This window comes from Nitrosopumilus sp. Nsub (assembly GCF_001541925.1).
In the GTDB taxonomy this organism is placed as follows: domain Archaea; phylum Thermoproteota; class Nitrososphaeria; order Nitrososphaerales; family Nitrosopumilaceae; genus Nitrosopumilus.
On the sequence record NZ_LQMW01000009.1, the window covers coordinates 1 to 23,648 of the forward strand.

Annotated in this window: 32 protein-coding genes, 1 tRNA gene and 1 pseudogene; 21 read left to right on the forward strand and 13 right to left on the reverse strand. The window is 31.0% G+C overall.

Features of this window, described 5'->3' with window-relative positions; translation table 11 throughout:
• A pseudogene (locus AW732_RS01575) lies at nucleotides 1-194 on the forward strand (TATA box-binding protein); the annotation flags it as partial.
• Between the two features lie 11 nt (nucleotides 195-205).
• Here AW732_RS01575 and AW732_RS01580 read toward each other — a convergent pair.
• Both AW732_RS01580 and AW732_RS01585 read right to left on the reverse strand, forming a co-directional pair.
• Entirely contained in the window at nucleotides 206-535 is a 330-nt protein-coding gene (locus tag AW732_RS01580) for a tRNA-binding protein (protein WP_067957553.1), read from the reverse strand.
• 37 nt (nucleotides 536-572) lie between these two features.
• A complete protein-coding gene (locus tag AW732_RS01585) occupies nucleotides 573-770 on the reverse strand; it encodes a hypothetical protein (protein WP_067957556.1) in 198 nt (65 codons plus the stop codon).
• Nucleotides 771-918: 148 nt separating this feature from the next.
• Between AW732_RS01585 and AW732_RS01590 the strand changes: the two genes are divergently transcribed.
• Genes AW732_RS01590 through AW732_RS01615 form a run of 6 tightly spaced genes read left to right on the forward strand, consistent with a single transcriptional unit; the run spans nucleotide 919 to nucleotide 7,612 of the window.
• On the forward strand, nucleotides 919-1,359 hold the full coding sequence (locus AW732_RS01590; RefSeq protein WP_253805527.1) for an SRPBCC family protein: 441 nt from the start codon (nucleotides 919-921) through the stop codon (nucleotides 1,357-1,359).
• Nucleotides 1,360-1,361: 2 nt separating this feature from the next.
• Nucleotides 1,362-2,570 (forward strand): glycosyltransferase, encoded by a 1,209-nt coding sequence (locus AW732_RS01595; protein ID WP_067957560.1) that lies wholly within the window; start codon nucleotides 1,362-1,364, stop codon nucleotides 2,568-2,570.
• Between the two features lie 43 nt (nucleotides 2,571-2,613).
• On the forward strand, nucleotides 2,614-3,777 hold the full coding sequence (locus AW732_RS01600) for a trypsin-like peptidase domain-containing protein (RefSeq protein WP_067957563.1): 1,164 nt from the start codon (nucleotides 2,614-2,616) through the stop codon (nucleotides 3,775-3,777).
• 47 nt (nucleotides 3,778-3,824) lie between these two features.
• Entirely contained in the window at nucleotides 3,825-4,994 is a 1,170-nt protein-coding gene (gene cofG, locus AW732_RS01605; RefSeq protein ID WP_067957566.1) for a 7,8-didemethyl-8-hydroxy-5-deazariboflavin synthase subunit CofG, read from the forward strand.
• Nucleotides 4,991-6,250, forward strand: a complete 1,260-nt coding sequence (cofH, locus tag AW732_RS01610; RefSeq protein ID WP_067957570.1) for a 5-amino-6-(D-ribitylamino)uracil--L-tyrosine 4-hydroxyphenyl transferase CofH — start codon at nucleotides 4,991-4,993, stop codon at nucleotides 6,248-6,250. The genes cofG and cofH overlap by 4 nt, the downstream gene beginning before the upstream one ends.
• Nucleotides 6,251-7,612, forward strand: a complete 1,362-nt coding sequence (locus tag AW732_RS01615) for a TldD/PmbA family protein (protein WP_067957574.1) — start codon at nucleotides 6,251-6,253, stop codon at nucleotides 7,610-7,612.
• 20 nt (nucleotides 7,613-7,632) lie between these two features.
• Here the strand turns inward: AW732_RS01615 and AW732_RS01620 are convergent, their stop codons facing one another.
• Complete coding sequence (locus AW732_RS01620) at nucleotides 7,633-8,568, reverse strand: calcium/sodium antiporter (RefSeq protein WP_082697389.1); 936 nt, start codon at nucleotides 8,566-8,568, stop codon at nucleotides 7,633-7,635.
• Nucleotides 8,569-8,791: 223 nt separating this feature from the next.
• Here AW732_RS01620 and AW732_RS01625 point away from each other — a divergent pair, with 223 nt between their 5' ends.
• The 8 genes from AW732_RS01625 to AW732_RS01660 all read left to right on the forward strand — a co-directional run bounded on the left by AW732_RS01625 (nucleotide 8,792) and on the right by AW732_RS01660 (nucleotide 16,502).
• Complete coding sequence (locus AW732_RS01625) at nucleotides 8,792-9,139, forward strand: DUF4364 family protein (protein ID WP_216634404.1); 348 nt, start codon at nucleotides 8,792-8,794, stop codon at nucleotides 9,137-9,139.
• Between the two features lie 21 nt (nucleotides 9,140-9,160).
• Nucleotides 9,161-9,886 carry a PAC2 family protein gene (locus tag AW732_RS01630; protein ID WP_067957579.1) on the forward strand — a complete coding sequence of 242 codons (726 nt, stop codon included), beginning with the start codon at nucleotides 9,161-9,163 and terminating at the stop codon, nucleotides 9,884-9,886.
• Nucleotides 9,887-9,934: 48 nt separating this feature from the next.
• On the forward strand, nucleotides 9,935-10,957 hold the full coding sequence (purM, locus tag AW732_RS01635) for a phosphoribosylformylglycinamidine cyclo-ligase (protein ID WP_067957582.1): 1,023 nt from the start codon (nucleotides 9,935-9,937) through the stop codon (nucleotides 10,955-10,957).
• Nucleotides 10,958-11,031: 74 nt separating this feature from the next.
• Nucleotides 11,032-12,282 (forward strand): cation:proton antiporter, encoded by a 1,251-nt coding sequence (locus AW732_RS01640; protein WP_067957585.1) that lies wholly within the window; start codon nucleotides 11,032-11,034, stop codon nucleotides 12,280-12,282.
• A 29-nt stretch (nucleotides 12,283-12,311) separates the two neighbouring features.
• Complete coding sequence (locus AW732_RS01645) at nucleotides 12,312-13,898, forward strand: tRNA uridine(34) 5-carboxymethylaminomethyl modification radical SAM/GNAT enzyme Elp3 (protein ID WP_067957588.1); 1,587 nt, start codon at nucleotides 12,312-12,314, stop codon at nucleotides 13,896-13,898.
• 9 nt (nucleotides 13,899-13,907) lie between these two features.
• The gene (gene lysS / locus AW732_RS01650; RefSeq protein ID WP_067957592.1) at nucleotides 13,908-15,500 is read left to right on the forward strand and encodes a lysine--tRNA ligase; all 1,593 of its coding nucleotides are present in this window, start codon (nucleotides 13,908-13,910) and stop codon (nucleotides 15,498-15,500) included.
• A gap of 2 nt (nucleotides 15,501-15,502) precedes the next feature.
• Nucleotides 15,503-15,703: a hypothetical protein gene (locus AW732_RS01655; protein ID WP_067957595.1), complete on the forward strand. Its 201-nt coding sequence runs from the start codon at nucleotides 15,503-15,505 to the stop codon at nucleotides 15,701-15,703.
• 37 nt (nucleotides 15,704-15,740) lie between these two features.
• On the forward strand, nucleotides 15,741-16,502 hold the full coding sequence (locus AW732_RS01660) for a DNA repair protein (protein ID WP_067957598.1): 762 nt from the start codon (nucleotides 15,741-15,743) through the stop codon (nucleotides 16,500-16,502).
• Between the two features lie 5 nt (nucleotides 16,503-16,507).
• On the opposite strand, the gene AW732_RS01665 is transcribed toward AW732_RS01660, so the two are convergent.
• The 3 genes from AW732_RS01665 to AW732_RS08505 form a co-directional block, all read right to left on the reverse strand.
• Entirely contained in the window at nucleotides 16,508-16,954 is a 447-nt protein-coding gene (locus AW732_RS01665; RefSeq protein ID WP_067957602.1) for a pyridoxamine 5'-phosphate oxidase family protein, read from the reverse strand.
• Nucleotides 16,955-17,050: 96 nt separating this feature from the next.
• On the reverse strand, nucleotides 17,051-17,185 hold the full coding sequence (locus AW732_RS08970) for a hypothetical protein (RefSeq protein WP_256381630.1): 135 nt from the start codon (nucleotides 17,183-17,185) through the stop codon (nucleotides 17,051-17,053).
• Nucleotides 17,186-17,203: 18 nt separating this feature from the next.
• A complete protein-coding gene (locus AW732_RS08505) occupies nucleotides 17,204-17,374 on the reverse strand; it encodes a hypothetical protein (protein WP_156416047.1) in 171 nt (56 codons plus the stop codon).
• A gap of 521 nt (nucleotides 17,375-17,895) precedes the next feature.
• Between AW732_RS08505 and AW732_RS01670 the strand changes: the two genes are divergently transcribed.
• The 5 genes from AW732_RS01670 (at nucleotide 17,896) to AW732_RS08655 (ending at nucleotide 20,036) form a co-directional block, all read left to right on the forward strand.
• Complete coding sequence (locus AW732_RS01670) at nucleotides 17,896-18,078, forward strand: hypothetical protein (protein ID WP_067957604.1); 183 nt, start codon at nucleotides 17,896-17,898, stop codon at nucleotides 18,076-18,078.
• A 95-nt stretch (nucleotides 18,079-18,173) separates the two neighbouring features.
• Complete coding sequence (locus tag AW732_RS09045; protein WP_348625410.1) at nucleotides 18,174-19,295, forward strand: CFI-box-CTERM domain-containing protein; 1,122 nt, start codon at nucleotides 18,174-18,176, stop codon at nucleotides 19,293-19,295.
• A gap of 55 nt (nucleotides 19,296-19,350) precedes the next feature.
• Nucleotides 19,351-19,509, forward strand: a complete 159-nt coding sequence (locus AW732_RS08650) for a hypothetical protein (protein ID WP_172790368.1) — start codon at nucleotides 19,351-19,353, stop codon at nucleotides 19,507-19,509.
• An 18-nt stretch (nucleotides 19,510-19,527) separates the two neighbouring features.
• Entirely contained in the window at nucleotides 19,528-19,827 is a 300-nt protein-coding gene (locus AW732_RS01680) for a hypothetical protein (protein WP_067957608.1), read from the forward strand.
• A gap of 35 nt (nucleotides 19,828-19,862) precedes the next feature.
• A complete protein-coding gene (locus AW732_RS08655; RefSeq protein WP_172790369.1) occupies nucleotides 19,863-20,036 on the forward strand; it encodes a hypothetical protein in 174 nt (57 codons plus the stop codon).
• Between the two features lie 9 nt (nucleotides 20,037-20,045).
• Here the strand turns inward: AW732_RS08655 and AW732_RS01685 are convergent, their stop codons facing one another.
• The 3 genes from AW732_RS01685 to AW732_RS01695 all read right to left on the reverse strand — a co-directional run bounded on the left by AW732_RS01685 (nucleotide 20,046) and on the right by AW732_RS01695 (nucleotide 21,364).
• Nucleotides 20,046-20,417, reverse strand: a complete 372-nt coding sequence (locus AW732_RS01685; protein WP_067957611.1) for a carbonic anhydrase — start codon at nucleotides 20,415-20,417, stop codon at nucleotides 20,046-20,048.
• Between the two features lie 40 nt (nucleotides 20,418-20,457).
• Nucleotides 20,458-20,742 (reverse strand): hypothetical protein, encoded by a 285-nt coding sequence (locus AW732_RS01690; RefSeq protein ID WP_067957614.1) that lies wholly within the window; start codon nucleotides 20,740-20,742, stop codon nucleotides 20,458-20,460.
• A gap of 67 nt (nucleotides 20,743-20,809) precedes the next feature.
• Nucleotides 20,810-21,364: a DNA-3-methyladenine glycosylase I gene (locus AW732_RS01695; RefSeq protein ID WP_067957617.1), complete on the reverse strand. Its 555-nt coding sequence runs from the start codon at nucleotides 21,362-21,364 to the stop codon at nucleotides 20,810-20,812.
• A 51-nt stretch (nucleotides 21,365-21,415) separates the two neighbouring features.
• Between AW732_RS01695 and AW732_RS01700 the strand changes: the two genes are divergently transcribed.
• Nucleotides 21,416-21,841, forward strand: coding sequence for a hypothetical protein (locus AW732_RS01700; RefSeq protein ID WP_067957620.1), 426 nt, complete (start codon nucleotides 21,416-21,418; stop codon nucleotides 21,839-21,841).
• Here AW732_RS01700 and AW732_RS01705 read toward each other — a convergent pair whose 3' ends face one another.
• The 4 genes from AW732_RS01705 to AW732_RS01720 form a co-directional block, all read right to left on the reverse strand.
• Complete coding sequence (locus AW732_RS01705; RefSeq protein WP_067957623.1) at nucleotides 21,842-22,240, reverse strand: CBS domain-containing protein; 399 nt, start codon at nucleotides 22,238-22,240, stop codon at nucleotides 21,842-21,844.
• Nucleotides 22,241-22,276: 36 nt separating this feature from the next.
• Nucleotides 22,277-22,351, reverse strand: a tRNA-Arg gene (locus AW732_RS01710).
• Between the two features lie 22 nt (nucleotides 22,352-22,373).
• Complete coding sequence (locus tag AW732_RS01715) at nucleotides 22,374-23,210, reverse strand: hypothetical protein (protein ID WP_067957627.1); 837 nt, start codon at nucleotides 23,208-23,210, stop codon at nucleotides 22,374-22,376.
• On the reverse strand, nucleotides 23,203-23,637 hold the full coding sequence (locus AW732_RS01720) for a hypothetical protein (RefSeq protein WP_067957630.1): 435 nt from the start codon (nucleotides 23,635-23,637) through the stop codon (nucleotides 23,203-23,205). Before AW732_RS01720 ends, AW732_RS01715 begins: the two co-directional genes overlap by 8 nt.
• Nucleotides 23,638-23,648: the final 11 nt, after the last annotated feature.

Consider the following 23,648-nt stretch of genomic DNA (forward strand, 5'->3'; position numbering starts at 1 on the left):
TGCCAAGAAGCATGTACGAACCAGAGCAATTCCCAGGTTTGATTCACAGAATGCTTGACCCAAAAACAGTCATCTTGATTTTTGCATCAGGAAAACTTGTTTGTGTTGGAGCTAAACTTGAGAAAGAAGTATACAGATCAGTTAACAATGTCCACTCATTATTAGAAGAAAAAGACTTGATGGTTTACGATTAATTAAAAATTATTTATTTTATAGAACTGCCCAAAGGAATATCTTCTTCAACAGTTAACCAATATGGTTTATCATCAACATCAGCTGCCAACAACATTGCGTTAGATTCAACACCAGCCATTGTTTTAGGTTCTAAATTTGCTAAAACAATTACAGTTTTTCCAACAATATCTTCAGGTTGAAAATATTGAGCTCCTCCAATAATTACATCTCTTTGATCATCACCGCCCAAATCAATTTTACCTTTAATTATTCTGGATTTTCCATCAATGGGTTCAGTGGAAATAATTTTAGCAACTCTAAGATCTAATTTTGCAAAATCATCATACGAAACAGTGGTCATAAAATATCTATAATTTTCCGCTTAAAATGAATTTGCATTATTGCAACTCTTTTTTTGTAATTCCACTGGTTTCAATATCATATTTTAAAGCAGCAGGCAATTCAAGATATTTTTTATTTACCAATTCAATAATTTGATCATCAGGGACACTGACTTTTTTTAACAATTTTCCACGCTGGTGGGCATATGCATTTTTCCAAAAAGTTCCTGCATCAAAAGTAGCAATTTTTGCCATATAGTAAGTAAATTCTATGTTCTTTTAAATTTTAATGGACTGTGACGGAAGAATGGTCAAGGCCATTAGAACCGGAGTTAGTGTTCTGGATTTTAGGCATTGGCCCATCACAGTCTGTTTCAATATAAAGTGGAATCTAATATATTTGATGCAAAAATCAATTCAATCAAGAATGGCGACAATTGTGGTTCAGACAGAAATTAACTCTAGCCTGGATAGAGTATGGGAAGTAATTTCAGACATAGATAATGAACCAAAATTTTGGAAGGGGACAAAAGAAGTAAAAATATTGTCAAAAGAAGGAGACGTCATTAAAAGAGAAATCACAATAGCATTTAGAGATCAAAAATGCTTACAAGAAATTCAATTAAAACCTAAAAAAGAAATTAAAGCAAAATTTACCAAAGGAATTCTAAATGGAACAAAGATCATCACACTAACACCTAGTAATGACAACATTATCATGGAAACAGTTTGGGAAATTAAATTGTCAGGAATGATGAATATGTTTACAGGAGTAATTAAAAACCACATTAAAAGCGGGACTGAGCAGGCAATGCAAAGTATCAAAAGAGAAATTGAGAAGTAATTTTGGAATTAGTATTTGAAATTTTTACATACATTATTGCAATAATATTAATTGGTATTATTGGTGCATGGATATACCTCATTAAATCAATGATTGAATCATTTACAAAGACACCATATTTAGACAAATTTGAAAAAACAAATAATTCAACACCAAAAGTTTCAATAATACTTCCAGCAAGAAATGAAGAAAAGTATCTTGCAAAATGTTTGGATTCATTAATTGATCAAGATTATGAAAATTATGAAATTGTAGTAATTGATGATTCATCAGAAGATAATACAGAAAAAATAATTGCAGAATATGCAAAAAAGAATTCCAATATCATTCACGTTTCAGCAAATTCAAAACCAGAAGGATGGATGGGGAAAAATTGGGCATGTATGGAAGGTTATAGACATGCAAAAGGTGATCTTTTACTTTTCACAGACGCAGATACAAAGCATTCAAATCAAGTTATATCGTTATCAGTTTCTCATTTATTGAGTTTACAGTTAGATGCACTATCTGCAATTCCAAGATTATTGACATTTGATTTTCTAACCAAAGTTTCATTACCAATGATATCAACATTTTTGCATACAAAATTTTCAGCTATTAACGTAAACAATCCAAAGAAAAAAGCAGCATATTTTTTTGGTAGTTTTTTCATAATCACAAAAAAAACATATGAAGAAGTCGGGATGCACGAAGGAGTAAAACATGAAATTGTAGAAGATGGTGCACTTGGTAAAAAAGTAAAAGAGTCAGGGCATAAAATGAGAATTGTTAGAGGGGATGAATTAATTGATGCAGTTTGGGCAAGAGATTCCAAAACATTGTGGCATGCATTAAAGAGATTAATGATTCCACTTTATTTGCAAAGTGAGAAAATTGCAATAGGAAGTTTTTTTGCAGTGTTATTTTTGCTATTTGTTCCATTTCCAATATTTGTAATTACAAATTTAATTCCAATTGAAACAACCTCAACAACAATACTATATTATTCAGCAGCAATTGCATCTTTACTGATTTACATTGGGGCAGTTATTGAAGTAAAAATGGGATTAAAATTAAGATTAATTTATGCAGTATTTGCACCACTAGGTGGATTAGTAGTTACATTAGGATTTCTTACAGGACTAATTCAAGCAAAAGGGTCATCATCAGTGTCATGGAGAGGTAGGAGTTATTCAATGAAAGATCATACTCAAAGTTCACTCAGTATTTGAAAAAAAGAATACTTTTACATACAAATGAGCAAGGAAACCCCTTATGGACAAATCAGGAGTGTTTGTAGGTGCAACAGTTGGTAGTATTAGCGTATTTATCATATTTTCAATATTTTTCATCATTCCAGATGAACCCGATGAAATGACAATACAAATACAAAATCAAATTGATGAAAACAAATTACAAGTACAGAGTCAAATAGATGAAATCAATAATGTAATTGCAGCAGAGTCAAAAACGTTATCGTTAACGGAGATTTTTGAAAAAGCAGAACCAGGAGTTGTTCGAGTTAATACAATTCGAAATCAAACAATGAATGAAACAGGAGGAGTAGGTTCAGGTTTTGTTTTTGATAAAATGGGACACATTATTACAAATGCACACGTAATAGAAGGTTCAACAAAAACAGTTGTTACATTTTTAGATGGAAGATCATATAATGCAGAAATTATCGGTATGGATGAATATACAGACATTGGAGTTATCAAAGTTAATGCAGATTTAAAATTACTACGACCATTATCATTAGGAGATTCATCTAATCTTAATGTTGGAGAACCAATTACAGCAATAGGAAATCCATTTGGATTATCAGGATCCATGTCATCAGGAATTGTTAGTCAAATGGGAAGATTACTACCATCTGGTTCAGGATATTCAATTCCAGATGTTATTCAAACAGATGCAGCAATCAATCCAGGAAATTCAGGAGGGCCATTATTAAACATGAGAGGAAATATTGTTGGAATTAATACTGCAATTCAATCTACAACAGGTGAATTTACTGGAGTAGGATTTGCCATTCCGTCACAAACAGTTGCAAAAATTGTTCCAACTCTAATCAGTGAAGGAGAATACAAGCACCCATGGATTGGAATCTCAGGCAGAGATATTGATCCAGATACAGCTAATGTGTTGGGATTAAAAGATGCATTAGGATTTCTAATCATTACAGTAGTAGAAAACAGTCCAGCAGAAGATGCAGGACTGATTGGTTCAGATAAAACAATCGAAGTGGATGGAAAAGAGTATCCAGTTGGAGGAGACATAATTGTTGCAGTTGATGGAATGGATGTTAGAAAAATAGATGACATCCTAGTACATCTTCAAAGAGTTAAAACAATTGGAGATGAAATGAATTTAGAAATTTTAAGAGACGGTAGGACTACAAATGTAACAGTTATCCTTCAAGAAAGACCAAATTAGAAATAAAAAGATACAGGCATAAATACATCTACTAAAAAATTCTTCTAATGACCAATTTGGTTTTAGAATCAGAGATCTTAAACAACGTATTAGAAAATAAATCAATTAATCGTCAAGAAATAATTGATATTTATCAAAAATCACTAGAGAATTCAAACGAATTATTTCTTACAGCACAACAACTTCGAATAAAAAATAAAAACAACACAGTAACATTTTCAAAAAAAGCATTTTTCAACATTATTAATCTCTGCAAAGATACTTGTTCATATTGTACATACAAAGCAGAACCAGGAGAAGGAAAAATTTCTTTAATGTCAAAACAACAAATAAAAGAATTATTGCAATTAGCAAAAAAATACACATGTGTGGAAGCATTGTTTGTAACAGGGGAACAACCAGAAAAAAAATATCCTGAAGCCAGAAATTGGCTCAAAGAAAATGGTTTCAAATCAACAGTAGAATACCTCATTCATTCATCTGAAGAGGCGTTAGAATTAGGCTTGTTCCCACATACAAATGCAGGAAATTTAAATTATGATGAAATGAAAGAACTCAAAAAAACTAATGTCTCAATGGGAATAATGTTAGAAAACATTAGTGAAAGATTAACAGAAAAGGGCATGCCACATTATTTAGCTGCAAGTAAAAAACCCCAAACACGATTAAAAATTTTAGAAAACTCTGGAAAATTAGGAATTCCAATGACAACAGGCATTCTTGTAGGAATTGGAGAGACAATCGAAGAAATAATAGATTCAATATTAGCTATAAAGGATCTTCATAAAAAATATGGAAATATTCAAGAAGTAATTTTACAAAATTTTCAACCAAAACCAGATACAATCATGAAAGATACCCCATCAGCTAATGAAAAATATTTTAAGAAAATTGTGGCATTGTCAAGAATTATGATGCCAGAAATGAACATACAGATTCCACCTAATCTGTCTCCAAAATCATATCAAAGTTTCTTAGAAGTTGGAATTAATGATTGGGGAGGAATTTCACCATTGACACCAGATTTTGTTAATCCAGAATTTTCTTGGCCAGAAATTAATAAAGTTGAAGATTATTCAAAGGAAGCAGGATTTGATTTAAAATGCAGATTCCCAATCTATCCAGAATTCTTTTCTTTTATTAGTAAAAAGTTAAGGGATAAAATAGCAGTGATTCAAAATGATGATGGGTACGTAAAGGAAGAATATTGGAAATGACAATTAACATAGATTCACTGTTTAGAAATGCAGATCCAATAATATCTGGAATTTTAAACAATGCTTTGTCAGAAAAAGAGATTTCTGCAAGAGACGGATTAGAACTTTATAAAACAAAGGGAATTGACTTTCACTTAGTAGGGCTAGTTGCAGATGAATTACGAAAAAGAAGAGCGGGCAACATTGTATCTTATGTAGTAAATAGAAATATCAATTTTACAAATGTGTGCATCAAACAATGTGGTTTTTGTGCATTCAGCAGAGATTTTCGAGAAGAAGAAGGGTATTTCCTACCAACTGAAGAAATTGTGCGTAGAGTGAAAGAAGCACATGATCTAGGTGCAACAGAGGTGTGTATTCAAGCAGGATTGCCACCAGACATGGAAGGGGATTTGTATGAAAAGGTATGTAGAGAAATCAAAAAAGAAATACCAGAAATACACATTCATGGTTTTTCACCAGAAGAAATCCTATACGGAGCAACTAGATCAAACATCACAATTGAAGAATTTCTAAAAAGAATGAAAGAAGCAGGAGTCGACACATTACCAGGAACATCAGCAGAAATATTAGATCAAAAACTTAGGGACAAAATATCTCCAGGAAGAATTACAGTAAAACAATGGGAAAAAGTGATAAAAATGGCCCATAAAATTGGAATCAATACAACATCCACTATGATGTTTGGTCATTTAGAAACTTTAGAGCAAAGAATTAACCATATTGTGAAATTAAGAGAAATTCAAAAAGAGACATCAGGATTTACAGAATTTGTTCCATTAAATTTTGTCCATTCAGAAGCACCTATGTATAAACATCAATTACATGAAGGAATACAACAAGGTGGAAGTGGTAATGACGTATTGTTAACACATGCAATTGCTAGAATTATGTTCAATAATACAATAGACAATATACAAATGTCCTGGGTAAAAGAAGGTCAAAAAATGTCCCAATTGTTATTGATGTGGGGGGCAAATGATTTTGGAGGGACTTTAATCAATGAAAGCATATCCACATCAGCAGGATCAGAACATGGACAATTGTTAAAACCAAAAGAAATTAGACGAATGGTAAGAGAAATTGGAAGAATCCCAGCTGAAAGAAATACACAATATAAAATGTTAAAAAAGTTTGAAACAGAAAATGGGGTAGAAGAAGGATTAGATAAAATAACAAATAATTCTCAATTTGGATCATATAAAGAATTAATTAAAATTAATAAATTCAGATACAAAAACCCCAGAGAAGAATAATTGTCAGCCTTAGAAAAGGCAATTAGATATTCAAAAAAAATTGGAATCGATGAATGTGAAATTGTAAATGTTAAAAAAAATATCACAACAGTAAGAATTACAGATTCAGAAATTGTAGAAATTAAACAAAATTTTGATGAAAATTTTGGTATCAGATTGATACATGGTAAAAAAATCGCATCAATACAAACAACTAACGAAGAAAGTATTTCAGATGCAATTACCAAAGGAATGAAATCAATCAAAAATCTAAAACCAAGAAAGTTTTGGAATGAGTTACCAGAAAGGAAAGAATTTCAACAATTAGAAGGAATATTTGATAAAAAAATTAAGCACATTTCAGGTTCAAAAGCTGCAGATATCGCTCAAAATATGATTAATAATTCTGAAAATGATAAAATTGATACAATTACAGGTTCACTAAATTTAGTTTATGAAAATTTCGAATTAAGCAACTCCAATGGACTCAATTTCAATAATGAAGCAACATACGTTTCAGGAATCATCAATGCAGAATCAGAACAAAGTACACTACCAGTTTCAGGAATTGGTCATGCATGTGGAAGAACACTATCAAAATTCTCATCAGAGCAAATAGGAGCAGATGCAAAAAATATGTGTATTAATTCAATTAATCCAAAAAAAATTAATTCCAACACATTCTCTATAATTTTTGATTCCTATTCAGTTGGAGAATTATTATCATTTGTAATAGCATCAAATTTTAATTTTAAAACATTCAAAGAAAAAAAAAGTTGTTTTTCTAATAATTTTAAAGAAAAAATATCAAACGAAGAATTCAATTTAACAGATGATCCACACATACCAGAAGGGATTGGAACCAAATCAGTAGACAGTGAAGGAATAAGAACTAAGAAAAATACACTAATTAAAAAAGGAATTTTTACAAATGTTTTTTCGAATCTTTATGATAGTTTCAAAGAAGGTAAAAAAGAATCATCAGGAAATGGAATAAGAATGGGCTCACCCATGGGAAATAGTGCAGAACCAATTCCAATTTCAGCTCCACATAATTTGATAGTTACACCAGGTAATAGTACACAAGAAGACATGATCAAAGACATCAAACACGGTTTATTGATAGGAAGATTATGGTATACATATGCAGTCAACCCAATCAAAGGAGATTTCTCATGTACTGCAAGAAGTGGAATACAAATCATAGAAAATGGCGAAATTGTAGCACCAGGAAAATCAGTAAGAATAGTGCACAATCTTCCAAAATTGTTGAATAACATTACAGATATTGGAAGTGATCAACGTAGAGTAATTCAATGGGCATCATTGCCTTCAATCACCCCATCAATCAAAGTTGAAAATATCTCAGTAAATTCAATTTAGGCCTAGAATTTAGGCACAAATTATTTAAAAAAAGTGGTCGCCAAATATAGAACATATCCTGCAGTTAAAATTATACCCATAGTCCTGTTAATTATTTTGGTTTTCAAACCAATCAACAATGAAAGACTAAAGATAATCATTATCGCATAATCTACATAAACATCAGAAGTTACCAAAACACCACCAAGAGCAGCACCTATCCCCATGATCATCAAAATATTGTAAATATTACTTCCAATAATATTTCCAATTCCAACATCGGCATGTCCTTTACGGATTGCAATAATAGAAGTGATCAATTCAGGAAGAGACGTTCCAATTGCAATAACAGTTAATCCAATAATTTTTTCAGATAAACCAAATTCAGCTGCAATAACTACAGCATTATCAACTGTAAGCATAGCTCCAATATACAACACCACAATACCAATTCCAATTAGTCCAAAAGATTTTAGATAACTATTATTTTGAGTATTTTCAAATTCATCTTCAATTTCTATTCTTTGTTTTAAAGCATCTCTAAAAGTAAAAAAAGCAAAAATACCCAATCCAACAAGAAGTAACCCACCATCATATCGAGAAAGTTCCCCATCAATAGAAAGCAAAACAAGTAACAAAGAAACACCCAACATTATTGGAATTTCTTTTCGTAAGACAGATTTTTTAATTGCAATAGGAATTAAAATTGCAGACACACCAATTACCATACCGACATTTGCAATATTACTTCCAATAATATTTCCCAAAATTATTGCACCATGATCACCGGCAGCTGCAATACTCGCTGCAAGTTCTGGAGTAGAAGTTCCATAAGCTACAATAGTCATACCAATCACAAGATTACTAATTCGAAATTTTTTAGCAATGCCAACACCACCACTGACTAACCAATTTCCACCAAAACATAGCATAACTAATCCTACAACAAGTAATGCGGTACTCAGTACAACTTCCACAACAAAATTTTATACAATGGTTGTTTAAAGGAGATGATTCACCATATTTTTACAAATGTACCAATTCAAGTTAAGTTCAAAAAATACCAAATGTTTGTAAAAATAGTCTTATTTTATGAACTTGAATCCTTAAAATGACCAAATTAGGTGTAAAAAAACTACCCAGATAGATAAAAAATAGACAAGTCAAAGACTAATAAGGTAATGTACCGTACCATACAGTATAATGAAAGCAAGACTAACTTATGTGCCATTAGAAGTGGCAGATCAATTCGAAGACTTCATCATAGAAAGAGAAGAGCAAATTCTAGATGCAGTAAAAGCAAGAACCAAAGATTTCAGCACGTTATCTTTGTTAAAGTTGTTATATCACCTCAAAGGAAATCCAATGACATTTTCACATCTATATTCAAAATCAAAAATTAGAATGAAAAAATCATTTTTGAATTACTTGCACCTTTGTGTAAACTACAATTTCATAGAAAAAGAAACAGTTGGACCAAATGTAATCTATACAATTACAGATAAGGGAAGAATGATGCTAAATCTATTCATGCAAAAAAGTAATTAGATAGAGTATAGCGTTGAAATTGTGCAAAAAGGATTTCCAGAAGCAGAAGTATTTGAGATTAAAAAAACAGAATTAAAGAATCCAATAATTTTTGCAGGATTTGTAGGTGCAGGTCTTGTAGGACCATTAGCAATTAATCATATAATTACAGAATTAAAAATGAGAGAAATTGCAGTAATGAGATCAAAATATCTTCCACCGTCAACAGTTTTTATGAGAGGAAGATTACGTCATCCATTCAGATTCTATGCAAATGAAGATGGAACACTTTGTGCAATAATTTGTGAGATTACATTAAGAATGGAAGGATTGTATTCATTAGTATCATCAATTTTAGATTGGGCTGAAAAAAAGGGATCACAAGAAATAGTAATTTTAGATGGAGTTGCAAGTACAGAACATGATGACAAAGCATATTGTGCAGCAGAAGAAGATTTAGTTAGAACAATGGCAGACAAAGACATTAGTTTAATTCCACAAGGATTCATCACAGGAATTCCAGGAGGTATTCTAAATGAATGTCTAGTCAGAGAAATTCAAGGATTAACATTATTGGCAAAAGCAAATAAAATAGAGCCAGATTCAGGTGCGGCTGCAACTCTAATTGAGGCATTAAACAGATTTTATGAGATGGAAATTGACACATTAGATCTGCAAGAAGAGAAAGAAAGAATACATTCGGAATTCAGCGAATTATCTCAAAAATATGTGGAACATAGAGAAGAAATATCTGGAATGTATATGTGATCGAAGTAATAGCAAATTCTTTTATTCATAATAAATGCGGAACAAATTATGGCTTTAACGTACAAAAAAGCAGGTGTAGATATTTCAAAAATTAAACAAAGTCAAAAGGCAATTGGCAAATTAATTACGTCAACTCATAAACTTCAGAAAAAAGCAAAGATAGCTCATGGATTTGGACATTATGCAGGGATTGTAGAAATTCCAGGAGGGAAAATGTTAGCAACCCATACAGACGGAGTGGGAACTAAAGTGGTGATTGCAAACATGATGAAAAAATACAATACAATAGGAATTGATTGTGTTGCAATGAATGTTAATGATATAATTTGTATCGGTGCAACACCAATTTCTTTTGTAGATTATATTGCTGCAAATAAAAACGATGTACCAATATTCAAAAAAATTGTAGAGGGTTTAGTTACAGGTGCAAAAAAATCTTCAATGCCAATAGTAGGTGGAGAGACAGCAATTATGCCAGATGTGATAGAAGGTAAAGGGTTTGCATTTGACTTGGCAGGAATGGTAGTAGGATTAGTAGAGAAAAAAGATCTTGTTTTAGGAAATAAAATAAAAAGAGGAGATGTCATTATAGGTGCAAACAGTACAGGAATTCATTCAAATGGTTATTCACTTGCAAGAAAGGCATTATTAAAAAAATATTCAATTAAAGATAAAGTGAAAGGAGTAGGAAATATTGGAGATGCATTACTCAAACCAACAGAGATCTACACCAATCCAGTTTTAGAGATGGTGCAAAAATGTAAGATAAATGGTTTAGCACACATTACAGGAGGAGCATTTACCAAATTATTACGCCTAAAAAATATTGGATATGAGATAGATTCTCTGCCAAAAATCCCACCAATTATGGGTTTAATAGAGGAACAAGGAGTAAAACCTGAAGAAATGTACAAGACATTCAATATGGGGGTAGGATTTTGTGTGGTAGCTCCAAAATCACAAGCAACAAAAGTAATATCAATTTTCAAAAAGCATAAGATCAAAAGTCAACAAATTGGACAAATTGTTACAAAGAAAGGAGTCACAGTAAATTCAGCAAGAATTGCTTAATTTTACAACAGCAAAATAATTTTCAACTCGATATCACCTTATATGACAGATTTTTCATCAAACATTAGGAAAAGATGGCAGCAGAAGCACATTTTATTGAAACAATCATAGGAGTGGGCATACTTCTATTTGCAGCCAAATTAATGGCAGAGCTTTTCCTCAGATTAAAACTACCAATTGTATTAGGAGAACTACTTGCAGGAATGATCGTAGGTCCATTTGCATTAGGACAATTTTTCATAATTGATGGTAAACAGCTTTTACACATTAACGATGAAATCAAAATTTTAGGAGAAATGGGTGCAATTGTCATTTTGTTTATGGCAGGGTTAGAAATGACACCAAAAGAATTTCTGAAAGGAGGTAAAGCATCATTTACAGTAGGAACATTAGGAGTAGTAGTTCCATTCTTTGCAGGTCTTGCAGTATTTGGAATGTTTGGGTTTGAAGCGTTAGAATCAATGTTGATTGCAACAGCGCTTACTGCAACAAGTATCGCAATTTCAATTCAAGTGCTAAATGAATTTGGAAAAATCAAAACCCCAGAGGCCAGATTGATAATAGGTGCAGCCGTAGTAGATGACATTTTAGCAATTGCAGTATTATCAGTAGTAATTTCAATTACAGGTTCAGATGCAGGAGTAGAAAGCATAGACATTGCCGAAGTAATAATTACAATTCTCAAAGTATTAGGATTCTTTGCAATAATGTTAGTTGTTGCAGTAGTAGTAATTCCAAAAATAATCACACCAAGACTATGGAAAGCAAAGGGTAGTGTAGAAGGAATAGCTACTGCGGCGTTCTTTGGAGCTGCAGCGCTAGCAGGATCAATAGGGTTGTCACCAATTGTAGGAGCGTTTGCAGTAGGAATGGCGCTTTCAACCACCAAAGTATTTGAAAAAGTTGAAAACTTCATTGGAAAAATTGGATTGATTTTTGCTCCATTATTCTTTGCAATAATTGGAGCACAAGTAGATCTTAGGGCAGTAGATATCAATATTTTGATGTTAAGTGGAGTAGTCATAGCAGTAGCTGTTGTAACCAAATTATTTGGATGCGGATTACCTGCAATGCTATTTTTGAAAAGCAAGGCACAAGGAATGCGAGTAGGAATTGGAATGATTTCAAGAGGAGAAGTAGGATTAATTGTAGCAGGAGTAGGAGTCACAGCAGGAGTTCTATCATCAGAAGTATATTCCACAATAGTAATCATGGTAGCAGTAACAACAATCATTACACCAATTTGGTTGAAAATGGAGTACAGAAAAGAGCAGAAAAACGATAACAACGAATCAAATAAAACAGTAGAACAAAAATCAGAATAAATTTTAACAGAGAGACATAATCAATAATCATGAATAAATTGGATCCAGAATTGAGTAAAGCTTGTTCTGAAATCACAAAGAATCTATTAACAATTAATCAACCAACAAAAAAACAAGTGAAAGAAGAAATTATTAAAATTTGTACAAAATATGCATTAGAAAGGATTCCAAAAAATTATGAAATATTATCAATGGCAAGCAATTCTGATTTTGATAAATTAAAAAGAGTGCTGATAAGAAAACCGGCAAAAACAGCATCAGGTGTATCAGTAGTAGCATTAATGCCAAAACCATATGCATGTCCTCACGGAAGATGCACATATTGTCCGGGAGGAATTGAATTTAATTCTCCAAACAGCTATACAGGAAAAGAACCATCATCATTAAATGCAATCGAAAATGAATTTGATCCTAAATTACAAATTACATCAAAAATTGAAAAATTGATTGCATTTGGACATGATCCATCAAAAATGGAGATAGTAATTGTAGGTGGAACTTTCCTATTCATGCCAAAAGATTACCAAAAAGACTTTATCAAATCATGTTATGATGCACAAAACGGGATTGATTCAAAAAATTTAGAGGAAGCCAAGTCAAATAACGAACATGCAGATATAAGAAATGTAGGATTTACAATTGAAACTAAACCAGATTATTGTAAAAAAGAACATGTTGATTTAATGTTAAGTTATGGAGTCACAAGAGTCGAAATAGGGGTTCAATCATTACAAGAAAGAGTTTACAAAATTACCAATAGAGGACATGATTACAATGACGTAACAGAGTCATTTCAAATTTCAAAAGATGCAGGATACAAAATTGTTGCACATATGATGCCAGGATTACCCACAATGACTCCAGAAGAAGACATTGCAGATTTCAAAAAATTATTTTCAGATTCACAGTTACGACCAGACATGTTGAAAATTTATCCATCTCTTGTAATTGAAAACACACCATTGTATGAAGAATACAAACAAGAAAGGTATACACCATATTCTGATGAAGAAATGATCAAGGTACTAACAGAAGCAAAAAAGAATGTTCCAAAATGGGTCAGAATAATGAGAGTTCAAAGAGAAATCTCACCAAAAGAAATCATAGCAGGTCCAAAATCCGGAAACCTTAGACAAATTGTGCATCAAAATCTTGCCAAACAGGGGTTATCATGTAAGTGTATTAGATGTAGAGAAGCAGGATTAACAGACAAAAAAATAGACAGTGAAGAAATTATGTTAAAAAGAATAGATTATGATTCGTCAAATGGAAAAGAAGTTTTCTTATCATATGAAGACAAAAATGAATCAATTTATGGATTTTTAAGATTAAGAAATCCAAGTATTGAGGCCCATAGAGATGAAATTGATGAAAATACATGCATAGTTAGAGAGATTCATGTGTATGGAAAATCTTTGAAATTAGGAGAAAAAGAAACAGATGAAATCCAACACTCAGGATTAGGAAAGAATTTGATGAAAGAGGCTGAAAAAATATCAAGAGAAGAATTTGACGCAAAAAAGATACTAGTGATTAGTGCAGTAGGGACTAGAGAATATTATCAAAAATTAGGGTATTCGTTATATGGGCCATATATGTCCAAAATATTGAATTAAGGAAAAGATATGTCTGAAGAAAAAATTATTGGAAAAGGAACATGGATTGACAAACTAGCATCAGAATTACTTGAACGTGAAAAAAAACTTGGAAGAAATTTAGATGTAATTAATGTAGAAAGTGGGTTAGGAGCATCAGGAATTCCCCACATAGGAAGTTTAGGAGACGCAGTCAGAGCATATGGAGTTAAGCTCGCATTAGAAAATTTAGGATATAAATCAGAATTAATTGCATATTCAGATGACCTAGATGGATTAAGAAAAATTCCAGAAGGAATGGAAAAATTTGGCCTAGAAGAACATATAGGAAAACCAGTTTCATTAATTCCAGATCCTTATGGAACTCATGATTCCTACGGAATGCATATGAGCAGTATTCTTTTAGATGGATTAGACAAGGTGGGAATAAAGTATGAATTTAGAAGAGCAAAAGATACCTACAATCAAGGACGTCTAAAAGATCAAATTCATACAATATTAGAAAATAGTACAAAAATTGGAGATAAAATTTCAGAATTAGTTGGACAGGAAAAATATCAAAAATATCTGCCATATTTTCCAGTTTGTAAGAAATGTAATCGACTATACACAGCAGAAGCTACAGAATATCTACCAGACAAAAAAATTGTCAAATACAATTGTCATGATACAGAAATTGGTTCTAAAATGATCAAAGGGTGTGGTCATCAAGGGGAGGCAGACATTACAAAAGATTTAGGAAAATTAGCATGGAAAGTAGAATTTGCAGCAAGATGGTCAGCATTTGACATTAGATTTGAAGCATATGGAAAAGACATCATGGATTCAGTCAAAGTAAATGATTGGGTAGCCGATGACGTACTACAATTCCCACATCCACATCATGTAAAATATGAAATGTTCTTAGACAAAGGAGGAAAGAAAATTTCAAAATCATTAGGAAATGTAATTACTGCACAAAAATGGTTAGAATTTGGAAATTCAAAATCAATTTTACTATTACTGTACAAAAGAATTACAGGGGCAAGAGAATTAGGATTTGATGACATACCAGGTTTGATGAATGAATATAATGAACTTGAAGACACATACTTTGGAAGAATCAAAGTAGATAATCAAGCAAAATTAACCAGATTAAAAGGACTTTATGAATACGTAAATTTACTTAATCCACCAAAACAGTCTAGCACTCATGTAAATTATAGATTATTAATTGAATTAACAAAAATTTTCAAAGAAAACAGAAATGAAAGAGTAGTGAAAAAATTAATCGATTACGGAGTCATTAAAGAAGAAGGCAATCAAGAAATAGAGAAATTAATTGAAATTGCAGGAAATTATTCTGATGAGTTTGATGAACAAGAAAAAATAGAAATAGAGATAGATAATACATCTAAAAAAGCACTATCATTACTCATAACAGAATTAGAAAAGGATGAGGAACCAGAAGATATTCAAAATACGATATATCAAATTGCAAAAGGAAACGATGTCAAACCAAAAGATTTCTTTAAAACATTATATCAAATAATTTTAGGAACTTCACGAGGACCAAAGATAGGACCATTTATCACAGATATTGGAAGAAAGCAAGTTGCCAAAACACTAGCAGAGCATGTTTAACAATGGTTCACGGAGATCACAATAAAAGTAAAAACAGTGGAGGATTTGCATTAATAATTTTAGGAGCATTAATGTTAATTGTAGGACCTCAAGAAGCAATAATCCCACAAAGTTTGAGCATAATTGTATGGATAGGAGGCATAATTATTGGAGGCACAGGATTTTACCTAAAATTCGTTAGAAATAGAGTTAAACGGCAATAAAGAAATATTCAACTTTTGGGACATATGTGATAAGAAAATGGGATTTTTTAGCAAGAAAAAAGAAAAGAAAAATGAAAACGAGAATGAATCAATATTAAAAGAAGAGTTAGAAACGGAAGTGGAAAATCTTCAAACTGAATTTAGAACTAAACAAGAAGAAATAGTAAAAATTACTGAAAAAATTGAAACGGTGAAAGAAGAGTATGATACTACAGTTAGTAACCTCATGATGATAAAAAAAGAATTCAATCAAAAGAAAATGGAATTAGACACAGTGCAAAGAGAGTATAGAGAAATGAGAGAGAAAATAAAAAATGCTCAGCAAATTAAAGATACAAAATCAATTAACGAATTTAATAAAACTGAAAAAGAATTCAAAAAAATAAAAGAAGAATTAGAGCAAATGGTAAAAGAACAAAATAAGATTAAAAATGAAATTACAAAAGAACAAAGCACATTACAAGGATTAAGAAAACAACAAATAGATGTAGGAAAAGAACTAGACGAAGCTAATTCAAGATTATACAATGCAAAAGAAGAATTAGATAAAAAAGATCAATTTCAAGATACCAGTATCTTAACAACAAAAGAGAAAAAAGAAATTAAAAATAATTCATCTACTGAAAAAGCTAATGCAGGTGTAATTGAAGCAGCTAGTGTAGTTGTAGGTTCATTAAAAACAAAATTAAACACAGCACAGAAAGAATTAGAACAAATTCAAGGACTTTTAGAAGAAGAACGAGAAGCACATAAAAAAACAAGGCAAGAATTAATGAAAATTAAATCTGAAAAGAATTAAACCAATCATAAATCATTGAAATATTTCTTCCATCGTAATTTTATCTCATTCTCAGATTTACCCAAGTCATATAGAGGCGAAGTTACTTCAGAAATAGATGAAACATCAATAATTACAATAAAATCAATTGGGCTTTGAATTCCACTTTTTCGATAATAAGACAAAATTTCATCATACAAAGGAGTATCTTTAATGATCTTTCCGGTTCCAGAAAACAAATACCCTTTACGAGATAAAGGATCAATTACGTTAATTTCTATAAAAGGATTATTTCTCAAATTATTGATAGTATCAGGTGAGCGAATATTTGCAAATGCAAGAAGATTAGAATCCCATGAAATTATAGTTCCTTTTGGAGAGATGTTGGGTTTTCCGTCAGATGAAACAGTTGCAACATAACCTAATTTTTGAGAATTTAAAAAATTCTTGACTTTTAAAGAAAGAATAGACACAATAATTGTAAATAATTGAAGATAATTAATTTTAGGATTATCTAATTAATCAAAAATGGATTTATTTTAAAATGATTTCAAACATCAAATAATCTGCTAATATTTTTTTGGTTTTTTTCTCTTTGTATTTTCTTGCTGTTTCTTTTTATAATTTCTAATTCGTTGTTTTTGTTCAGCTTCTTTTTGACCTTTCCGTTTTCTGGTATCTACTTTCTTTTTTGATCCACCCATATAGAAACTTCAGAATTTTTATAATTTATTAGCTATTCTTAGTTGTAAAATAGTAACTACTCCGATTATGATCAAAATACTGCCAATAGGCAACAAATAATCTAATGAAGGGAATAGAAAATATCCGATTAGGATAGAAATTCCAATTAAAATAAATCCAGCAATTCCATTTATAGCAAATGTACTCATGCATTCATCACTTTTTAGAATTTTAACGCATGAATTCAGCCATTTCCATAGAGAAAAAGAAAAATCCGATTCCTCCACCAATCATTGCAATCCAGGCAATAACTTGTTGTTTTTTATTCATAAAATAAAAAAATAATACTCATTATTGAATCTAATTGGTAAGTTAAGACAATTATTAATCAAAAATATCTAATGTTACAGTTCCTTATTATTCAAAAATTAAGTAACTCTTTCCTTTCTTTATTCATAATTCTTGAACATAGAGCAACTTTTGATATTCTTCTTTATGTTAATAGGAAATGCAGAGAAATAATATCTGAAGATGAAGTTTACCAGTGAAAATCTAGAAGAGTTCAAGATTGTGTTGAAGAAATTGCGCCGATGTAAAAAATCAGAATAGGATTTCCAAGGTAATAGAACTTACAGATAGGGTCAACAAACCAAACTGTATTTTCTTCAGGTATTTTTTTTACAAACAACCCGACATCTTTTACACAATATAACCAGATGGAAATCTGGTCATGTCTATTCAAATATCCCTCAATTCTATACCTGACATGGTAGATCCTGAAAAGAAAAAGGAAGTCATGGACGGTATTGTAGCTGAAATCATGACTAGAATGAAAGCTCAAGGTATGTCTCAAGAGGACATCCTTGCAACCATAGAACAGATAAAAAATCAAGAAATTGAAGAAGAGGAATAATAGTCTATAAAAAAATAACCGCCCATTTGGCCCACATCCTAAAAGAAGAGTCCCTTTAAAATCAAAATAAATACTAGATATTTTTGAAGTAGGTATTGAAACCAATATTCATCATCCCATTGACAGTTATTGTCATTATTGGGGTTATGGTTCCAAATGTTTTTGCACAACAATTTGATGATTTTGATTACAGTATTCGTGGTGGAGAAGTGTTAAATTTTGAATTAGACTCAGAAAATACAGCATTACTCATTTCTATCGATGCAAGAGCCAGAGGAGAACTAATCATTACATTACCAAGAGCCATAATTGATGCAAAAATAGGTTCTGAAGATACTGACTTTGAAGTGTTCATTAGAGGAATACAACTTTCCTCATATGAAGAAACCATTACTCCTTATGATAGAACAGTAACAATTCCTTTCAAAAGATCAAATGACGAATTTACTATTGTTGGAACACATATGTTTTCACAACCTGCAATTACAGTTCAAACAAAAACAATAGAACAAACAGTAGAATCAGAATTAAATGAAAATGTACCTGATGGACAAGCAAAATTATTGATATTTTCAGATACGGAATGGGCTGGAGCATACCAATCTTCAAACATACAGGTCATGGAAATATCAGGTCAAAACGATGATGATGTTATTTTTGAATGTAATTCTAATTTAGGACGTCAAGCTCTATTTGGTGCAAAAATTCAAAAATTAACACAAGATGGATACTTGGAACTTTATGTAATTCAAAATCAAAAAATAATATCTCAAGGTTTTACTGAAGCAAGTTTTGGAGAAGTATACATTACAGATAGTTGTTTATCTAATTCGGCGCCCACACCTCCAGGAGGAGGTTGCCTAATTGCAACAGCAACATATGGCTCAGAACTTGCACCACAAGTACAACAGTTACGAGAACTAAGAGATAATCAATTAATGCAAACAGAATCTGGAACTGCATTCATGGGAATATTCAACGACATCTATTACTCATTTAGTCCAATAATTGCTGATTATGAGCGTGAAAACTCATACTTCAAAGAGACTGTCAAGATTGCAATCACACCAATGATTTCCTCACTATCACTAATGGAAAACGCTAATTCAGAATCAGAAGTTTTGGGTATGGGGATTTCAATTATTGCACTAAACATCGGAATGTATCTAGGGGTTCCAGTTATTGTAATTGTTGGAATTAGGAAAACATTAACTTAGTAATTTTTGTCAACTTAAAGACAATTATAATTACGATTACAATAAAGAAATAGAATTGGTAAGCATCAAAGACATAGGCAAGTTATTCATTTTTGTAGTAGTAGGAATAGGAACAATAATTGTCGGTTCCTTTATGATTAGAGGAACTATGCATATGTGGGATAACGTAGAGGATGGAAATAATGATTCAGGAAATAAAAATACTAAAAAATAAACAAGAGAGAGAATAGAAGTGCTTCAAGATTCAACAATTAGAAAATCATTAGATGAATACATCAAGCGACGAATTAAAGAAATTCCAACAGAGATTGAACAAACTTTTCCAAATATTAGAAAAATTTGGAAATGCAATAATGAATTAGATTTTCTATATGGGTATTATGTAGGAAAGATTGAAGAAGGAGCATTACACTATTTGTTAAAAGCCACACGTGCATCTGCAGGGGGATATGTAGATACTTTTGAAATTAGAGGAATTATTGAAGAAAATAAAATCCAACTTCAAGAAACTATCAAAAATGTATTAAATTAGTGAACTAAAAATACTAGAGAAATTATTGAAATAACATGGTAGGACCACAAGATGGAGGATTCGGATTTGATCAATCAAAAAAATATACAGAGGTTGAAAACCTTGATGAAGTTTGTGTTCAATGCCAAGCAGGTCAACATAGAAAATGCCTGAAAAAATCAAAAGACCAAGATGTTTGTGAATGCGAACACTGTATGATTTATGGTTAGATTAAAAAATTATTCAACTAAATGTGGAACAAAATTTTCATCAATCCACACACCAACTACATCTGCATCCAGATTCCAAGAAGAAATTATTTCTACACTTTTTTTAATGTGGATAAAATGTTCTTCATCAGAAACAGGGTTTCCAGCACAACCAAAATGTCCTGAAACAACAATATGGTTTGATTTATGATTAGTCACAGAAATCATTACACTTTTTTTAAGTGATTCAACATTACCATCAAACATTACTTTATCAATACCAGGAGCAGTGATAGTGTCAACAAAATCTACAGCATATTTTGCCTTAATCCAGTCATTCATAGGAATTTGAACTCTTCCATCCATACAAGATAATGAGGTTGCAAAAGATTTGTCAGCCAAGATATTCAATATTCCTCAAAATTATTCCAAATATTAAATTTTAGGAACAATGTGAAATAATAAAAAAATAATTTTCCACATCACATCTAAGCAAAATTTCATCAGCTTTTTCCAGCATTTCCAAGATATCGATATTAGAAGCAATTTCATTTTGGTAGATTCCAATATAGGAAGTAAGCATGTCTTTAGATGTTGGAAACGATTCATGTTTTGGAAGTTCCTTTTTAAAATCATCAACAGAATTTTGAAGAGATAAATTTCTTTTCTCCAATTTATTTCTGGCTTCTCTAATTAATTTTTCAACTACTGGATCTAATTTTGACACTAACTCTTAATGATTTTCTTAAATTTATTTTTGATCTTTTAGATTTTTGTAGTCTTATGAGAATAGATTATTTCGAATATTTGAAACAATTAACAGTATGATCATTTACCATTCCTACTGCCTGCATAAATGCATAGCAAATAGTAGGTCCAACAAAAGTAAATCCATGTTTTTTAAGATCAGTGCTGAGTTTTTGAGAAAGTTCAGTATATGCAGGTAAATCAGAATGTGTTTTGAATTTATTTTTAAGGGGTTTGTAATTCACAAATGCCCACAAATATTTATCAAAAGTTCCAAATTCTTTTTGAATTTGAATAAATTGTTTGGCATTATTGATTGCAGAATTTATTTTAAGCTTATTTCTAATAATTGAATCATCATTGAGTAATTTTTTGACATCTTTTTGATTAAATTTTGAAACTGCATTAACATTAAAATCACAAAAAGCTTTTCTGTATCCATTTCTACGATTAAGAATAGTAGTCCAAGATAATCCAGCTTGAGCACCTTCTAAAATTAAAAATTCAAATAATTTTTGATCATCATGTCGAGGAATGCCCCATTCAGCATCATGATAGGTCAAATTAGGCTCATTTTTAGCCCATTCACATCGTTTTTTCATAATTTCTTACAATTGATACAGAATATTAATTCTAAAAAAATTGAAATGAGTATGAAGATAAATAAGCAATTATTACAAATTAATAGAAATTTCATAATTTGTTTTATTGCTTCTGCATCATTATCAGCAGTAGCTGCTCAATTGTTAGCAGATTATGAAAATTATCAAAATACTACAATAACAATAATTATTGGATATGTAATTTATTTTGGATTATTTTCCAGTTTGTTTTACATGGATAACAAAAAAAGATACAAAACTATGGAATCCAAATTAATCAAAAAAGAATTATTAAAATTAGTATCATCATTTGGGGTTGGAGAGATAATATATTTAGGAATTAGATGGCCAAGCTTATATTATTTTTTAGAGATAGGCATAGAACCATATCTTGCATCAATAATTTCAGAGGTAATTGCAACAACATGTTACATGACGTCAGTGACAGTTTTTCTAAGAAAAACTAAAACATTCTAATCATTTAGTTAGCTGAGTTACTAAATCAGTTGAGGTAATTAATCCAACAACATTTCCATTATCAGTTACAGCCAGTTTTCTAATTTTTTTACTAGTCATTCTTTCAGCTGCAGCAGAGATGGTTTCATCATAATTTATTGTGATCAACGGAGAAGACATTATTTTTTGCACAGCAGTATCTGAAGGTAAATTATTACATACAATTTTTGTTGCATAGTCCCTATCAGTAATTATTCCATTAAGGCGACCATCCTTTTTTACAAGAATTGCACCAATTCCACCTTGTTCCATCATCTTTGCAACTTGAAAAACAGTTGTTTCTCCAGGTACAGAAATGATTGCTTTTGTCATGATATCCTTGACTAAAATTGAAGAGGAATCAAAATCTTGGCGGCTCATCAATTTAGTGAGAAATCATCATATTTAAGAATAAACAGGACGCAATGGGATTCGAACCCACGACCTATAGATCCGCAATCTATCGCTCTATCCAAGCTGAGCTATACGTCCAAGAACATTGAGAATGGTACACTTAATTTGGATTGCTATTATGAAATTTTGAAAAAACGTATTGTGTGTCATCTGATTCTTTAAACGACCATGCAGTAGGTAAAGAAATACTTTGAATCAATTTCAAATTATTATTTTCAATGAAACTACCCCATCCAGACATATTTTTTGGATCCGGATGATATTTTTTTGAAATAGTACCTGCAAAAACCCAACTAGAATTAGACATCAAATGAGATTCAGATTTTATTTTCTTTAGAACACCTGTTGCCAATTCAACGCCACCCATTTGAGCAAGACCTCCAATGAAAAATACGGGTTTTGTTAAATTTAATGAAGAATAGTCAAATTGAGTTGCATCAAAGCAGTAAGGATTAAAATCAATATTTTCAGTTAAAGATTTTTGAATATCAGTTAATTGATCATCAAGTTCAATACTGAAAGATTCAACACCCAATACTTTACCACAATATGCAATACGTCCATCACCAGAACCAATATCAATTATTTGAGAACAACCATTTTCTTTTGCAAATAATGTCATAATATATCCAGACATAATCCAAGTAGGAGAAAAAGGAGCACGACTTGAATCGTGTTGAATACTGTTTAACCAATATTTGTTAATATCACCTTCATATACAATACAAGGTATGTCACCAAGTGTTTTTTCAAATGAGTTATAGTAAATAGGATTTTTTTCTGCAAAATTATGTAATAATTTTAGTTCACTTTCATTAATGGGGAATAAATCAGAACTTGAAAGTGGGAGAAATTCTTGAATTTGGCTAGAACCATCATATTCAGAAGCAAATTCTTTTTTTAAATTAATTAAATTTTCAGCAAGTTTTTCAATCATCAGATAAACCTGCATCATATTGTTTTACAAATTCTTTTGTACTCATAATTTCACGTAGTTTTTCATATAATTTAGCCTCATTTTCAATAGTTTGTTTTGATTTTTGTTCAGAATTTAGGGATTGTAAATTCTCAGTAATTTCAGAAATAGAGTTTGTAATATTTGTCATTATTTTAGGATGAATAACAGAATTAAATTTTTTAGAAATAAAATGTTCAGCATTAGAAATTTTTTCAAGAGAGTTTGAATCAGAATTATCAATTTGTTGTTTCATTACCTCAATCATTGAGGTAACACTTGTAATTTGATAATAAATGGAAATAATTTGATTCACAGATAATTGATCTTCAAGATTTACTTCATTAACCAAATTTTCTAATTTTCCAAATTCCGTATTAAATAATTCAATTAGATCATTTGAGGACATTACGGAAAAAT

Bases quoted from the DNA above. Each gene is read 5' to 3' on its own strand.
- AW732_RS01580 (WP_067957553.1), bottom strand. From the start codon at position 535: ATGACCACTGTTTCGTATGATGATTTTGCAAAATTAGATCTTAGAGTT.
- AW732_RS01585 (WP_067957556.1), bottom strand. From the start codon at position 770: ATGGCAAAAATTGCTACTTTTGATGCAGGAACTTTTTGGAAAAATGCA.
- AW732_RS01590 (WP_253805527.1), top strand. From the start codon at position 919: ATGCAAAAATCAATTCAATCAAGAATGGCGACAATTGTGGTTCAGACA.
- AW732_RS01600 (WP_067957563.1), top strand. From the start codon at position 2,614: ATGGACAAATCAGGAGTGTTTGTAGGTGCAACAGTTGGTAGTATTAGC.
- cofG (WP_067957566.1), top strand. From the start codon at position 3,825: ATGACCAATTTGGTTTTAGAATCAGAGATCTTAAACAACGTATTAGAA.
- cofH (WP_067957570.1), top strand. From the start codon at position 4,991: ATGACAATTAACATAGATTCACTGTTTAGAAATGCAGATCCAATAATA.
- purM (WP_067957582.1), top strand. From the start codon at position 9,935: ATGGCTTTAACGTACAAAAAAGCAGGTGTAGATATTTCAAAAATTAAA.
- AW732_RS01640 (WP_067957585.1), top strand. From the start codon at position 11,032: ATGGCAGCAGAAGCACATTTTATTGAAACAATCATAGGAGTGGGCATA.
- AW732_RS01645 (WP_067957588.1), top strand. From the start codon at position 12,312: ATGAATAAATTGGATCCAGAATTGAGTAAAGCTTGTTCTGAAATCACA.
- lysS (WP_067957592.1), top strand. From the start codon at position 13,908: ATGTCTGAAGAAAAAATTATTGGAAAAGGAACATGGATTGACAAACTA.
- AW732_RS01655 (WP_067957595.1), top strand. From the start codon at position 15,503: ATGGTTCACGGAGATCACAATAAAAGTAAAAACAGTGGAGGATTTGCA.
- AW732_RS01660 (WP_067957598.1), top strand. From the start codon at position 15,741: ATGGGATTTTTTAGCAAGAAAAAAGAAAAGAAAAATGAAAACGAGAAT.
- AW732_RS08970 (WP_256381630.1), bottom strand. From the start codon at position 17,185: ATGGGTGGATCAAAAAAGAAAGTAGATACCAGAAAACGGAAAGGTCAA.
- AW732_RS08505 (WP_156416047.1), bottom strand. From the start codon at position 17,374: ATGAGTACATTTGCTATAAATGGAATTGCTGGATTTATTTTAATTGGA.
- AW732_RS01670 (WP_067957604.1), top strand. From the start codon at position 17,896: ATGTCTATTCAAATATCCCTCAATTCTATACCTGACATGGTAGATCCT.
- AW732_RS08655 (WP_172790369.1), top strand. From the start codon at position 19,863: ATGGTAGGACCACAAGATGGAGGATTCGGATTTGATCAATCAAAAAAA.
- AW732_RS01695 (WP_067957617.1), bottom strand. From the start codon at position 21,364: ATGAAAAAACGATGTGAATGGGCTAAAAATGAGCCTAATTTGACCTAT.
- AW732_RS01700 (WP_067957620.1), top strand. From the start codon at position 21,416: ATGAAGATAAATAAGCAATTATTACAAATTAATAGAAATTTCATAATT.
- AW732_RS01705 (WP_067957623.1), bottom strand. From the start codon at position 22,240: ATGAGCCGCCAAGATTTTGATTCCTCTTCAATTTTAGTCAAGGATATC.
- AW732_RS01715 (WP_067957627.1), bottom strand. From the start codon at position 23,210: ATGATTGAAAAACTTGCTGAAAATTTAATTAATTTAAAAAAAGAATTT.
- AW732_RS01720 (WP_067957630.1), bottom strand. From the start codon at position 23,637: ATGTCCTCAAATGATCTAATTGAATTATTTAATACGGAATTTGGAAAA.